The 13,198-nt window shown below is 72.5% G+C and carries 10 protein-coding genes; 3 read left to right on the top strand and 7 right to left on the bottom strand.

The window, feature by feature from the left end:
* Nucleotides 1-27 precede the first annotated feature (27 nt).
* A complete protein-coding gene (locus tag A8W25_RS28960; protein WP_067167368.1) occupies nt 28-945 on the top strand; it encodes a LysR family transcriptional regulator in 918 nt (305 codons plus the stop codon).
* Here A8W25_RS28960 and A8W25_RS28955 read toward each other — a convergent pair.
* From A8W25_RS28955 to A8W25_RS28940, 4 genes are all read right to left on the bottom strand, one after another.
* Nucleotides 915-3,089: a putative bifunctional diguanylate cyclase/phosphodiesterase gene (locus A8W25_RS28955; protein WP_067166869.1), complete on the bottom strand. Its 2,175-nt coding sequence runs from the start codon at nt 3,087-3,089 to the stop codon at nt 915-917. The two genes, A8W25_RS28960 and A8W25_RS28955, sit on opposite strands and share 31 nt — an antisense overlap.
* The gene (locus tag A8W25_RS28950; RefSeq protein WP_067166867.1) at nt 3,086-3,898 is read right to left on the bottom strand and encodes an SAM-dependent methyltransferase; all 813 of its coding nucleotides are present in this window, start codon (nt 3,896-3,898) and stop codon (nt 3,086-3,088) included. Before A8W25_RS28950 ends, A8W25_RS28955 begins: the two co-directional genes overlap by 4 nt.
* A gap of 217 nt (nt 3,899-4,115) precedes the next feature.
* Nucleotides 4,116-5,087 (bottom strand): SCO0930 family lipoprotein, encoded by a 972-nt coding sequence (locus A8W25_RS28945; protein ID WP_067166864.1) that lies wholly within the window; start codon nt 5,085-5,087, stop codon nt 4,116-4,118.
* A gap of 267 nt (nt 5,088-5,354) precedes the next feature.
* Nucleotides 5,355-5,834 (bottom strand): hypothetical protein, encoded by a 480-nt coding sequence (locus tag A8W25_RS28940; RefSeq protein WP_067166861.1) that lies wholly within the window; start codon nt 5,832-5,834, stop codon nt 5,355-5,357.
* Nucleotides 5,835-6,188: 354 nt separating this feature from the next.
* On the opposite strand from A8W25_RS28940, the gene A8W25_RS28935 reads away from it, so the two are divergent.
* Nucleotides 6,189-6,848 (top strand): class F sortase, encoded by a 660-nt coding sequence (locus tag A8W25_RS28935; protein WP_067166859.1) that lies wholly within the window; start codon nt 6,189-6,191, stop codon nt 6,846-6,848.
* 22 nt (nt 6,849-6,870) lie between these two features.
* On the opposite strand, the gene A8W25_RS28930 is transcribed toward A8W25_RS28935, so the two are convergent.
* On the bottom strand, nt 6,871-7,713 hold the full coding sequence (locus A8W25_RS28930) for a polysaccharide deacetylase family protein (RefSeq protein WP_067166856.1): 843 nt from the start codon (nt 7,711-7,713) through the stop codon (nt 6,871-6,873).
* 109 nt (nt 7,714-7,822) lie between these two features.
* Nucleotides 7,823-11,110 carry a bifunctional lysylphosphatidylglycerol synthetase/lysine--tRNA ligase LysX gene (gene lysX, locus A8W25_RS28925; RefSeq protein WP_067166854.1) on the bottom strand — a complete coding sequence of 1,096 codons (3,288 nt, stop codon included), beginning with the start codon at nt 11,108-11,110 and terminating at the stop codon, nt 7,823-7,825.
* Between lysX and A8W25_RS28920 the strand changes: the two genes are divergently transcribed.
* Nucleotides 11,109-11,633, top strand: coding sequence for a universal stress protein (locus A8W25_RS28920; protein ID WP_079126506.1), 525 nt, complete (start codon nt 11,109-11,111; stop codon nt 11,631-11,633). The two genes, lysX and A8W25_RS28920, sit on opposite strands and share 2 nt — an antisense overlap.
* 233 nt (nt 11,634-11,866) lie before the next feature.
* Here the strand turns inward: A8W25_RS28920 and A8W25_RS28915 are convergent, their stop codons facing one another.
* Complete coding sequence (locus A8W25_RS28915) at nt 11,867-13,078, bottom strand: CapA family protein (protein WP_067166850.1); 1,212 nt, start codon at nt 13,076-13,078, stop codon at nt 11,867-11,869.
* Nucleotides 13,079-13,198 lie beyond the last annotated feature (120 nt).

Here is a 13,198-nt window from a genome sequence, read left to right as displayed (position 1 = left end):
TCCATAGCCATGGCCTATCGTGTTCCCATGCAGTTCCAGCAGCTCCTGTACTTCGTGGCCGTCGCGGAGACCCGCCACTTCACCCGCGCCGCCGAGCAGGTCCATGTCGCGCAGCCCTCGCTCTCCCAGCAGATCAGGGCGCTGGAGAAGGAGCTGGGCGCCGAGCTGTTCAGCCGCGCCCGGGGCAACATCGCGCTCACCGACGCGGGCGAGGCACTGCTGCCGCTGGCCCGCCGCATCCTGGCCGACGCGGACACCGCCCGGATCGAGGTGCAGGAGCTGGCCCAGCTCCGCCGCGGCCGGGTGCGGCTCGGCGCCACCCCGAGCCTGTGCACCGGCCTGCTGCCGGACGTGCTGCGCGCCTTCCACGACCGCCACCCGGGCATCCAGCTCCTGATCGAGGAGGGCGGCTCGCACGACCTCGTACGGGAGCTGGCGCGCGGCGCGCTCGACCTCGCCCTGGTGGTGCTCCCGCTGCCGCCCGGCTCCCCCGCGCTGACCAGCGTCGAGCTCTTCCACGAGGACCTGGTGGTGGTCTCGGCCGCCGCCGAACCCGCCCCCGGCACCGACGGGCGGGTCCACGTCCGCGATCTGCGCGAGGCGCCGCTCGTCATGTTCCGGCACGGCTACGACCTGCGCGAGCTCACCGTCGCGGCCTGCCGCGCCGAGGGCTTCGAGCCGGCCTTCACGGTGGAGGGCGGCGAGATGGACGCGGTGCTCGGCTTCGTACGGGCCGGGCTCGGCATCGCGGTGGTGCCGAGCATGGTGGCCGCGCGGGCGGGCCGCGACCTGCGGGTCACCCCGCTGGCCCGCCCGGGCCTGCGCCGCACGATCGCGCTCGCCCACCGCAGTGACGTGGACCCGCCGCGCGCCGCACGGGAGTTGCAGCGGGTCCTGCTGAGCATCGGTACGGGTCAGACGGCGTCCGTGAGGGCCAGCGAGTGAATGCGGTCCGGGGCGCCCGGGCGGGCGTAGTACCAGCCCTGGGCCGTGTCGCAGCCCAGCTCGCGCAGCTGCTCGGCCTGCGCCCCGGTCTCCACGCCCTCGACGGTCACGGCCAGTTGCAGACTGTGGGCGAGTGACACGATCCCCTCGACGATCTTGATGTCGACCGGGTCGGCCGGGTGCTGCTGCATGGACTGGGTGAACGAGCGGTCCAGCTTCAGCACGCTCACCGGGAGCCGGCGCAGGTTCGCCAGGTTGGAGTAGCCGGTGCCGAAGTCGTCCAGGGCGATGTCCACGCCCATGTCCGCGAGCTGGCGCAGCGGCTTGAGCAGGTCGTCGTCCGCGCCGATCAGCGCGGACTCGGTGACCTCCAGGCACAGGGCGCCCGGCTCCAGGCCGGAGCGCTCCAGGACCTCCACCGTGTCGGCCACCAGACCGGGGTGGTGCAGCTGCGTCGGCGAGAGGTTCACATTGATCCGCAGCGGACCGCCCGCCCGCGAACCCGGGTGGCGCTCCTGCCAGAACCGCGCCTGGCGTACGGACTCCGCCATCACCCAGCGCCCCAGCGGCACGATCAGACCGGTGTGCTCGGCGAGCGGGATGAACCGGTCAGGGCCCAGCACGCCGTGCTGCGGATGCGACCAGCGCACCAGCGCCTCCGCCCCGTGCACACTGCCGTCGCCCAGGTGCACCAGCGGCTGGTACTCGATGAAGAACTCACCGCGCTCCAGCGCGGCCGGCAGCGCGTTGGTCAGCCCGTGCCGGGTGATCGCCCGGGCGTCGGCCTCCGGGTCGGCCCGCTCGAAGCGGTTGCCGCCCGCGGCCTTGGCCCGGTACATCGTGATGTCGGCGCTGCGCAGCACCTCTGCGGCGCCGCGCTCGCCCGCCGGGCCCTCGACCACGCCGATCGAGCCGCGCACGGTGAGCTCGCGGCCCTCCAGGCGGATCGGGGCGGAGAGCACGTTGAGGATGCGGGAGGCCAGTTCGTCGACCTCGCGCAGGGTGTCGGTGCCGGTGGTCAGGGCCACGAACTCGTCGCCGCCGAGCCGCGCCACCATCTCGCCGGGCCCGGTCGCACAGCTCTGCAGCCGGTCGGCGACCTCCACCAGGAGCCGGTCGCCCGCCGAGTGGCCCAGGCTGTCGTTGACCGCCTTGAAGCCGTCGAGGTCGAGGTAGCAGAGCCCGAAGCGCTTGCCCCCGGCCGCCGCGAGCGCCTTGTCGAGGCGCTCGAAGAACAGGGTGCGGTTGGGCAGCCCGGTCAGGGCGTCGTGGGTGGCCTCGTAGCGCAGCCGCAGGTTCAGCAGCCGCCGCTCGGTGGTGTCCTCAAGGAGGGCCAGCTGGTACTGCGGGCGGCCCTCGGCGTCACGCAGCAGCGAGACCGTCAGATTGGTCCACAGGACGGTGCCGTCGCCCCGGTAGTACGGCTTCTCGATCCGGTAGTGGTCGCGCTCGCCCCGGACCAGCTCCTCGTAGAGCTTCCAGACCTGCGGCGCGTCCTCGGGGTGCACCCACTCGCTGACGTTGCGGCTGCGGATCTGCCCCTCGACGCCGCCGAACATCCGGGTGAGGGTCTCGTTGACCTCCAGGACGCGGCCTTCGAGGTCGGCGATGCCGATGCCGACGGCCGCGCCCTCGAAGATCGCGCGGAACCGGGCCTCGGTGGTGTGCAGGGCCTCCTCGGCGGCGCTGCGCGCGGAGAGCGCGGAGCGGGCGATGGCCTCCTGCTCGCTCAGGGTGCGTTCGCGCAGCGCCTGGGCGAACCCGGCGGCCAGCGCGTGCTGGAGGCGGGCGCACCGGGCCCGTGCCTCCTCGGCCCGCAGTCCGCCGCCCGTACCGCAGTACAGGACGAGGTAGGAGTCGACCACGCCGAGGGTGCGGCTGAGCGCGTCCGGGTCGGTGCAGTGGGCGCCGACCAGGGCGGCGCCGATCTCGTGCGCGGGCGCCGGGTCGAAGTGGCGGCCGTGCAGCGCCTCGATGAGCCGGCGGGCCAGCGGCAGCAGATGGCGCTCGAACTCGGGTCGGGTCAGCGAGGTGGCGGTCACCGGGAAGATCGCCCGGCTCCAGATCGTGGCGAACCGTCTGAGCCTGGACTCCGGGCCGTCGGGATCGACGGGCTGCCCGTCCGCCTGGATCGGGGTGCTCACGCTATGTGTCCCACGCCGGCGAACCCCGAGAAGGCATAGGGGTCTTCCTGCTCCGGCGAGTTCTCCGGGCGCCACATCGGCATCTGCACCAGACCGGGCGCGACCATCTCGAACCCGTCGAAGAAGGTGGCTATCTCCTCGCTGGTGCGCATGACCAGCGGGTTGCGGATGGTGCGGTAGACGCCCACCGCGCCGCCGGCCCGGTCCTCGCTGAGCGGGATGCCCTCGTACGCGGCGTGGGTGAGGATCAGCAGGCTGCCGGGGGCCAGCGCGTCGCGCAGCGCGGCGACCGCTGCGCGCGGGTCGTCCGCGTCCTCCACGAAGTGCAGGACCGCGACCAGGAGCAGGGCGACCGGCCGCTCCAGGTCGAGCAGCCGGCCGACCTCGGGGCTGCTGAGGATGTCCTGCGGCTTGCGCAGATCGGCGGCGACCACGCCCGCCCGCTCGTTGCCCTCCAGGACGGCCCTGCTGTGCGCGACGGCGACCGGGTCGTGGTCGACGTAGACGACCCGCGCCTCGGGGGCGCCGCTCTGGGCGACCTCGTGGACGTTGCCGAACGTCGGGATGCCCGAGCCGATGTCCAGGAACTGCGTGACCCCCTGGTCCAGGGCGAAGCGGACCGCCCGCCGCATGAACGCCCGGTTCGCCTGCATCACCTTGGGCAGCCCCGGAATGAACTCCATGGCCTTGCGCGCGGCTTCCCGGTCCACCTCGAAGTTGTGCGAACCGCCCAGGTAGTAGTCGTAGATGCGGGACACACTCGGCACCGAGATGTCGATGCCCGTAGGGGCCCAGGCAGGACGCTCCATCTATGTCTCCAACAACTCGCCGCGGGGGGTGTGATGGCCATGTGCATGGTCAGTGTTCGAGCTGAGGCTACTGATCGTCAGCCAGGAGGGCGAGTAAAAACGGAAAATGCCGATCCGTTATTGGTCACACACCCATGCGGTCACATCCCCGGGGCGCACGTCGAACCCGCCACCGCGCGGGGGACACGGTGACGGGCCGACGGCCTTGGGAGGGCGATTACTTGGTGGTAGCGATCAGCTTCCCCTCGGGCGACACGGCCCACCAGGTGCCGCCCACGCCCTGGCCGTTGGTGTCACCGGGCTTGCTGTCGCCGGCGTAGGTGTAGATCGGCCAGCAGTTGACGGACTGCTGCTTGATGCCGTCGGGCCGGTCGAAGGTGACGAAGCCCTTCTGGATGATGCCCTCGGTGTCCTTCTTCTCCACCGGCGCGACCACCGGCCACTTCTTCAGGCAGTCCCCGGTGCAGGCCGACTTCATGGGCCAGGCGGAGTCCTTCTTGAACCGGTAGACGGTCATCCCGCGGGAATCAACGATGATCTTGCCGAGCTTGGCGTCGTCGCGGACCGAGAGACCCGGCAGGCTCGGCTTCTCCGCCCCGGCCTCGGAGCTGTCCGCGGAGGGCGCCGCCTTCTTGCCGTCGGGGGCCGAGGCGTGCCAGGTGCCGCCCACGCCCTGTCCCATCGCGTCGCCGGCCTTGGTGTCCTTGGTGTACCGGTACATCGGCCAGCCGGCGATCGTCAGCTGCTTGGTGCCGTCGGCGCGGGCCACCTCGCCGATGAGGCTCGCGTCGGTGCCGGGGGCCGCGACGGCGCTGCCCGCGGGCACCGCCGGCCACAGCTTCGCGCAGTCGCCGTCGCAATTCGACTTGGGCGGACTCGCGGTGTCCTTGTCGAAGCGGTAGAGCGTGAACCCGGCGCTGTCGGTCACCACCTTGCCCAGCTCCTTGCTGTCCCACACGGCCAGCTGCCCGGCCGACTTGGCGGCCGTCTGGGAGGCCGCTCCGTTCGCCGAGCCGTAGCCGCCGTCCCCGTATCCGTAGCCGGTGTCGCTGCCGGCGGCCTGGGCGGCGTTGCCGACCGGCTGGCCCTTGGGCGAGGCACTTCCCTTGTCCTGGCCGCACGCCGTCGCCGTGAGTGCCAGTACTGCCGCCGCCGTCACCGCGAGCGAGGCGTTGCGCCAGGTTGCCATGTCAACTCCCGTTGATTCTCTTCTTGTTGTGGCGCCTGGGTGCGCCTTTCATGGCCCTAGGTACGCGCGGCAGCCCCCCGAGCGTTCAAAAGCCTGCGAAAGAATTTTCCTCTCCGGGACCGCGGGCGGCCAGATCCGCCGGACAGACCCTAGGGCGACCCCCATCGGGGCCGCCCCGCGGAACAGCCGTGAACCGCCGGTCGCCCCGAGTCCTGGCCAGGACTCGGGGCGACCGGCGGTTCGGCTCTGTCCGGGAGGTTCGGCCGGTCAGATCCGCCCGCCGGCTGTGCGGCGGCGCCGTGCCACGAACACGACACCGCCGATGGCGGCAAGCGCCACCAGGGACCCGCCGACGGCCATCTCGGTCTGGGTCGGACCGGCGGCGCCGCCGAGCCCGCCCATCGCGCCGCGGCCGGGGAGCACCGTGAAGCTGCGCGTCTCGGTCCTGGGGTTGTCGTTGCAGCGGACCGACAGGTTGTACGACCCGGGCGTGATGTGGTCATGGATTCTGGCGGTCGCGAAACCGGTGTCCCCGCCCGACAGGGACGTGGGGGAAAAGGCGTTGGACGTCACGATGCCGCCGTGGCCGCAGCCGTTGGCCGTGATCGTCAGCGTGGAGCCCGGGTGCACCGCGCTCGGGTTGACGGTGACGTTGCTCGGGCCGAAGTTGGCGGCGGCGAGCGGGGCCGAGAGCCCCACCGCCGCGAAGGCGGCCACGGCCACCGGGAGAGCGCGTGCAGCACGCATGGTTGAACCTCCGAGGGAGGGCGCCCCAAAGCCGTGCTCCGGGAAATTCGACGAGTACGCCTCCCATGACGAACCCTCACCGCACCCTCTTCACCTCGCATGTCGGCGCTGGTCCACCCTGGTGAGCCGACACGCCGGGGGACGGGCGGCCGATCTGACGGACCCGCAGGTCACAGACCGTCAGAACTTTTATCGGACCATGACACGGATGGGTCACCGCCGGGTGCCGCCCCCGGCTCACCGCCGCCCGGGCCGCCGTCCGGCCACCACCCGTTCGCCCCTCCCTGATCGCCGGAGTGCGCTCATCCACTTACCGTGCCTACAGGTGGCACGGAGGGCTTTGGAGGGAGCGAGATGGGGCAGGAAGAGGGCGGCTCGGAGCATCGGAGGCGGTCGCCGTGGGGGGCGCTGGCCCTGGTGATGCTCACCGGTCTGGCGCTGGTGCGCAACGGCGCCGACGTCACGATGGGCCCCCCGCAGCCCGCGGCGGCCGCCGCGCTGGCGGGCAGGTCGGAGGTGTTCGTTCCCACCACCTCGCTGGCCCCGGTCGAGCCGCTGGCGTACGCGCCGGCCTCCCGGGTGAAGATCGACGCGATCAAGGTCGACGCCCCGGTCATCGAGGTCGGCATCGACCAGGACGGCTGGGTACAGGCGCCGCCGCCGGACGACCCCAACCTGGCGGGCTGGTACCAGAACGCGATCGCCCCGGGCCAGCGCGGCACCGCCGTCATGGTCGGCCACGTCGACACCATGCGGGGCCCCGCCGTCTTCTACGGCCTGGGCTCGCTCAAGAAGGGCAACCACGTCGAGGTGACCCGCTACGACGGGCATGTGGCCGTCTTCGAGGTGTACGGCGTCGAGGTCTACGACAAGAACCACTTCCCGGGTGCCCGGGTGTACGGCGACACCGGGCACCCGGAGCTGCGGGTGATCACCTGCGGCGGCGGCTTCACCCGGGCCAGGGGCTACGACGGCAACGTGGTCGTCTACGCCCGTATGGTGGCCACCCGCTGAACCGCCCGCGGCCCGCCCGCCCTCAGCGCCGCTTGGGCGGTACCCGCAGGTGGTAGCCCGAGGTCAGCAGCCGGGGCAGATAGGTGCGCAGCGCGGCCACGCTCTGCGTGCGGTCGCCCCCGGCGTCGTGCGAGAGCACCACGACGCCCGGGGCCGCGCCGTCCCGGACCCGGCGCACGATCGTCTCGGTGCCGGGCGTCGTCCAGTCGAGGGTGTCCAGGGTCCAGCCCATCGGCTCCATGCCCAGTTCGGCGCCGATCTGGAAGGAGTTGCGGTTCCAGGCGCCGTAGGGGGCGCGGAACCACTGCGGCCGCTCGCCCAGCACCTCCTCGACCACCTCGCTGGTACGGGTCATCTCCTCGCGTACCGCCTCCCGCGCCATCTTGATGAGCAGCGGGTGGGTCCAGGAGTGGTTGCCGATCACATGCCCGTCGTCGTGCATCTCGCGCAGCAGGTCGCGGTTGTCGGTGGCCATCTCACCGCAGACGAAGAACATCGCGCGCACGTCGTACTCGCGCAGGGTCCGCAGGATCTCCGGCGTGTAGCGCGGGTCGGGGCCGTCGTCGAAGGTCAGCACCATGGTCTGCGGGCCGAGTTCGGGCATGCTCAGAAACGGCCGGCGCCGCACCGGCGGCAGCGCGGTGCGGTACTGCGGCGGGGCCTGCGCGGTCATCGGCTCCAGCCGGTACGCGGTGGACTTCAGCCGGGGCGCGGCGGCCTGCGGGCCCGCGACGGGGCCGGCGGGCCCGCTCTTCGGAACGCCGGTGTCCTCGGCGGTCAGCATCCGCAGGGCGGCCGCGGCTCCCAGACAGGCGCCGAAGCGCAGGAGCGTACGCCGCCCGGGGAGCATCTGATCCTTTTTCATGACCCATGGCTCGCACGGCACACGGTCCAAACGGCTGAAGCGCACCGCCCGCGCGGCCGAAAACACCCGTTGGGGTGTACTCGGTCGAACCGTTGCCGCGGTCCGTGGCTCAGTGGCGGCGCACCAGCGGGAACGGCAGTGTCTCACGGATCGTCAGGCCCGTGAGGAACATGACGAGCCGGTCCACGCCGATGCCGAGTCCGCCGGTGGGCGGCATGGCGTACTCCAGCGCGTCCAGGAACTCCTCGTCGAGCTCCATCGCCTCCGGGTCGCCGCCCGCCGCGAGGAGCGACTGCGCGGTGAGCCGTCGCCGCTGCTCCACCGGGTCGGTCAACTCCGAGTAGGCGGTGCCCAGTTCGGTGCCGAAGGCGACCAGGTCCCAGCGCTCGGCGAGCCGGGGGTCGCGGCGGTGCTGGCGGGTGAGCGGGGAGACATCGGTGGGGAAGTCCTTGTAGAAGGTGGGCAGCTGCGTCTTCTCCTCGACCAGCCGTTCGTACATCTCCAGGACCACGTCGCCCCGGGAGTTCTCCGGCGTGTGCGGGACTCCGGCCCGGTCGCACAGCCTGCGCAGCGCCCGCTCGTCGGTGTCGGCGTCGACCTGCTCGCCCAGCGCCTCGGAGAGCGCCCCGTACAGCGTCTTGACCGGCCAGGGGCCCGAGATGTCGTGCTGCACGAGCCGTCCGTCGGGACCGGCCTTGTGTGCCACCGGCGCGCCGAAGGCGGCGGTCGCCGCGCCCTGGATGAGCTCGCGGGTCAGATCGAGCATCACGTCGTAGTCGGCGAAGGCCTGGTAGGCCTCCAGCATCGTGAACTCGGGGTTGTGCTTGTACGAGACGCCCTCGTTGCGGAAGGTACGGCCCATCTCGAAGACCTTCTCGACCCCGCCGACGCACAGCCGCTTCAGATACAGCTCGGGGGCGATCCGCAGATACAGGTCCAGGTCGTAGGCGTTGATGTGGGTGGTGAACGGGCGGGCGTTGGCGCCGCCGTGGATCTGCTGGAGCATCGGTGTCTCGACCTCCAGATAGCCGCGCTCCAGCAGGCCCTGGCGCAGCGCCTGGACGGCGGTGGAACGGGCCCGTACGACGTCGCGGGCCTCGGGCCGGGCCACCAGGTCGAGGTAGCGGCGGCGCACCCGGGCCTCGGGGTCGGCCAGGCCGAGCCGTTTGTCGGGCAGCGGGCGCAGACACTTCCCGGTCATCTGCCAGCCGGTGACGAAGAGTGAGTACTCGCCCTTGGCCGTGGTGCCGGTGGTGCCCGTGGCGCTGATGTGGTCGCCGAGGTCGACATCGCGGGTGAAGCGGTCGAGCACCTCCGCGCCCGTACCGTCCCGGGTGAAGGCGAGCTGGAGGTCGCCCGACCAGTCGCGCAGCACGGCGAAGACGACCCCGCCGAAGTCGCGTACGGCGAGCACCCGCCCGGCCACCGTGGCGGCCGTTCCCGCCCCGGCGGCGCGCAGCTCCGCCAGGGTGTGGGTGCGCGTCGGAATGACCACGGGATACGGTTCGGCGCCCTCGGCGCGCAGCCGCTCCAGCTTGCGGTGGCGCACCCGCACCTGCTCGGGCAGCCGCCGCTCCCCCGCCCCCTCGGCGCCCGGCCCGGCCAGTCCGAGCGCCTCGATGGACGGCAGGCCCTCGGTGGTGACCGGGCTGGTCACGCCCCTGGGGTGCCCCTTGCCCCACAGCTTGCGCAGGCTGGGTACGGAGACGAAGCCCTCGGCGATGCCGGAGGCGAGGCCCACGCGGGCGAGCGAGCCCGCGTCCCCGTAGCAGAGGAAGCGCGGGAACCACTGGGGCTGGTACTTCACGTTCGAGCGGTACAGCGCCTCCAGCTGCCACCACTTGGAGAAGAACAGCAGCAGCCTGCGCCACAGCCGCAGCACCGGGCCCGCGCCGATCCGGGCGCCCTCCTCGAAGGCCGAGCGGAAGACGGCGAAGTTGAGCGAGATCCGCCGTACGCCCAGCTTCGGCGCGTACGCGCAGAGCTCGGCCACCATGAACTCCATCACGCCGTTGGGCGCGCTGCGGTCGCGCCGCATCAGGTCCAGCGAGATGCCGTCGGGGCCCCAGGGCACGAACGAGAGCAGCGCGATGAGCTTGCCCTCGGCGTCGAAGGCCTCCACGAGCAGGCAGTCCCCGTCGGCGGGGTCGCCGAGGCGGTCGAGCGCCATGGAGAAGCCGCGTTCGGTCTCGGTGTCGCGCCAGGCGTCGGCCCGGTCGACGATCTGCCCCATCTCCTCGTCGGTGAGCGCCGAGTGGCGGCGGATGCGGGTGGTGGCGCCGGTGCGGGCGACGCGGCGGACGGCCTGGCGGGTCACCCGCATCTCGCGGCCGTCCAGGTCGAACCTGGCGACCTGCAGGATCGCCTCGTCGCCCAGTTGCATGGCGCCCAGACCGTGCCGGGCGTAGACGGTGGCGCCCTCCTCGGAGGCGCCCATCACGGCGGGCGCCCAGGCGTACTTCCTGGCCACGTCCAGCCAGGCGGCGATGGCGGGCCCCCACGCCTCGGGGTCGCCCACCGGGTCGCCGCTGGCCAGCGCCACCCCGGCCTCCACCCGATAGGTGACGGCGGCCTTGCCGCTCGGCGAGAACACGACCGCCTTGTCGCGGCGGGTGGCGAAGTAGCCGAGCGAGTCGTCGCGGCCGTAGGCGCGCAGCAGGGCCCGGATGCGCGGCTCCTCGTCGCCGTGCAGCGCGGCCTCCATGCGCTGTGAGCGGAAGAGCGTGGTGGCCGCGCTGAGCAGGGCGATCGCGCCGAACAGGCCGAGGAAGAAGAAGAGCGGGCGGGGTGGGCGGCCGTCGAACTGGCCGCCGGAGGCGAGGCCGCCGAGCACCCGGTTGCTGGCCCACAGCAGCCGCTGGCCGCGCGGGAGCGTACCGGGGAAGATCTCCACCAGCGCCCAGCCGGCCAGGACGCCCGCGGCGAGCCCCAGGAGCAGGACGAGCAGCGCCCGGCGGACGGCGCCGCGCCGGGTCTCGGCGTAGAACTCGCCGCGCGCCAGGATCAGCACGAGCAGCGCGGCCCCGCACACGACGCCGTTGGCGGCCCACATCCACTCGGTGACGGCGACGAGCAGCACATCGGCGAGGAAGAGCAGCCCGAGGTAGCCGACCACCAGCCACCAGGCGACCTTCTTGCGGGCGCCGATGGCGGCGGCGAGCAGCAGCAGGAAGACGGCGTAGGCGAGGTTGGCGCTGACGGGGACGGTGACCCGGTCGAGGAACCAGGAGACCGGCCGCAGCAGCCGGCGCAGGGCGGGCACCAGCGCGATGACCCCGCAGTAGAGCCCGAGGCAGGCGAAGAACATCGCGAAGGCCTCCGGCACCCGGCTCAGGAACCGGGATCGCGCGGCCGTCGGGACCCGTGCCGGTATGGGCGTCTCCTCGCTGACACTCATGCCTTGCACTCTAGGGAGCGCCGCGCCGGGCCGCCTGTCGGACGCGCCTCGCCGCGGGGCTAGCCTCTTTTGTGTGACAGCACCATTCGAACGTGGTACGGACGGTCCGAAGGTCATCGTCGTCGGGGTGGACGGCTCCGACTCCTCGCTGCGGGCGGCGGCGTACGCGAGCGGTCTCGCGCGGCGGCAGAACGCGCTCCTCGCGGTGGTCTACGTCCAGCCGCTGGTGCCCGCGGGCGCCGCGATGGGGGCGCCGATCGCCGACACCACCGGGGAGATCGCCGAGGGCCTCGCCGAGGAGATCCGCACGGCGGCGGAACGGGTGAGGGACATCTGGACCGTGCGCTGGGAGTTCCACACCCTGCGCGGCGACGCGTACGGGGGCCTGGTGACGGCCGCCGACGACCTCAAGGCGGACGCGGTGGTGGTGGGCGCCTCGGAGTCGGCGGGCCACCGCATCATCGGCTCGGTGGCGGTCCGCCTGGTGAAGGCGGGCCGCTGGCCGGTGACGGTGGTGCCGTAGGTCTGGCCCGGCCTTTGTCTGCGGCTGCGTGGTGGGTTGCTCGCGCAGTTCCCCGCGCCCCTGGAAGCCCTCGTTCAGCCGCGGGCCGTGGGTGGCTGGTCGCGCAGGTCCCCGCGCCCCTAAACCCGTGTTCGACTGCGGGCCGGTGGGGGCTGGTCGCGCAGTTCCCCGCGCCCCCAGGGCACCTGGGGCCGGTGGGAACTGCGCGGGCAACCCACCACCGGGCCGCGGATCTAGCGCTCCGCCATCGTCAAGCCGTCCCGCGCCGCCCCGCGCCCCAGCACCGCCTCCCGGATCTCGGACTGGGCCGTGCGGTAGTCCTCCCGGTCCGGGGAGGTGCGCAGGGCCTCGGGCAAAGCCACCACACGGCCGCGGTCCGCGTCGACCCACTGCGGGATGAACTCCGCCTTGGTGACCTCCCAGCGCGCCCCCGGCCCCGTGGGCGGCGCGAAGGTGAAGCGGGCGATGGAGCTCATGTTGCCGCGCGCGTCGCGCGCGCCGCTGTTGTTGAACATCTCCCCCGCGATCTGGTCGCCCTCGCCGTAGACGATCCAGGTGCCGTTGACCTTCTCGTACGCCTGCGGGATGTGCGCGTGCGTGCCCAGGATCAGGTCGATGTCGGGTCGGCCGCCGGTGCGCGCGGCGGTCAGCGCCTTACCGAGCCGGAGCTGCTGCTCGTCGGGGTCGGTCTGCCACTCGGTGCCCCAGTGGAGGCTGACGACGACCACGTCGGCCCCGGCCCCGCGCGCCGCGCGCGCGTCCGCGACGATCTTCTGCTCGTCGATGAGGTGGACGGCCCAGGGCTGTCCATCGGGCAGGGGATAGCCGTTGGTGTCGTACGTGTACGCCAGCTGGGCGACCTTCGCGCCGCCCGCCTCCATGAGCGCGGGCGTGGCGGACTCGGTGGCCGTGCGGGCCGACCCGGTGTGCTTGAGGCCCGCCTTGTCGAAGGCCCGCAGGGTCCGGGCGATCCCGTCGGCCCCGTCGTCCAGGCTGTGGTTGGACGCGGTGGAGCAGGAGTCGTACCCGGCGTCCCTGAGCGCCGCGGCCACCTGCGGCGGCGACTTGAACGCCGGATAGCCGGTGAAGGGCCCGCCGTCCTGCCCGTACACCGTCTCCATGTGGCAGATCGCCAGGTCCGCCCGGGAGATCACCGGCTTGACGCCGGCGAGCATCGGCCGGAAGTCGTAGCCGTCCCCGGACGCGTCGGTCGAGGCGCGCTCGATGGTCGAGGAGTGCGGCAGGACATCACCGGTGGCGACCAGCGTGAACGGGCGTGCGGCCGCCGTCGCCGCACCGCCGGCCGGCGAGGGCGTGCCGGGCCGCTCGGAGTCCTGGTGGTGCGGCAGGCGCGCGGGGGCGGGGTGCTCCGCCGCGCACCCGGCGGTCGCGGCGAGGGCGAGGGCCGCGACGGCCGCCCTCCGCCGGCTCGTTCTGCTGGTCATGGCACCGGGCTCCATGGGTCGACATTGCCTGATGGATTATCAGATATCCATATAGTGCCTATTCCGCCCGAATCCCTAACCGTTCGCCGCACCATTCGCCGCTTCATTCGACCGTTCGTC

Origin of the sequence: Streptomyces sp. ERV7, assembly GCF_001653515.1 — a bacterium.
Classification (GTDB): Bacteria; Actinomycetota; Actinomycetes; order Streptomycetales; family Streptomycetaceae; genus Streptomyces.
Note: the sequence above shows the minus strand (reverse complement) of the source record. Positions and strands in the feature narration are given on the sequence as shown.

Bases quoted from the DNA above. Each gene is read 5' to 3' on its own strand.
- lysX (WP_067166854.1), bottom strand. From the start codon at position 11,110: ATGAGTGTCAGCGAGGAGACGCCCATACCGGCACGGGTCCCGACGGCC.
- A8W25_RS28920 (WP_079126506.1), top strand. From the start codon at position 11,109: ATGCCTTGCACTCTAGGGAGCGCCGCGCCGGGCCGCCTGTCGGACGCG.
- A8W25_RS28950 (WP_067166867.1), bottom strand. From the start codon at position 3,898: ATGGAGCGTCCTGCCTGGGCCCCTACGGGCATCGACATCTCGGTGCCG.
- A8W25_RS28940 (WP_067166861.1), bottom strand. From the start codon at position 5,834: ATGCGTGCTGCACGCGCTCTCCCGGTGGCCGTGGCCGCCTTCGCGGCG.
- A8W25_RS28915 (WP_067166850.1), bottom strand. From the start codon at position 13,078: ATGACCAGCAGAACGAGCCGGCGGAGGGCGGCCGTCGCGGCCCTCGCC.
- A8W25_RS28935 (WP_067166859.1), top strand. From the start codon at position 6,189: ATGGGGCAGGAAGAGGGCGGCTCGGAGCATCGGAGGCGGTCGCCGTGG.
- A8W25_RS28930 (WP_067166856.1), bottom strand. From the start codon at position 7,713: ATGAAAAAGGATCAGATGCTCCCCGGGCGGCGTACGCTCCTGCGCTTC.
- A8W25_RS28960 (WP_067167368.1), top strand. From the start codon at position 28: ATGCAGTTCCAGCAGCTCCTGTACTTCGTGGCCGTCGCGGAGACCCGC.
- A8W25_RS28945 (WP_067166864.1), bottom strand. From the start codon at position 5,087: ATGGCAACCTGGCGCAACGCCTCGCTCGCGGTGACGGCGGCGGCAGTA.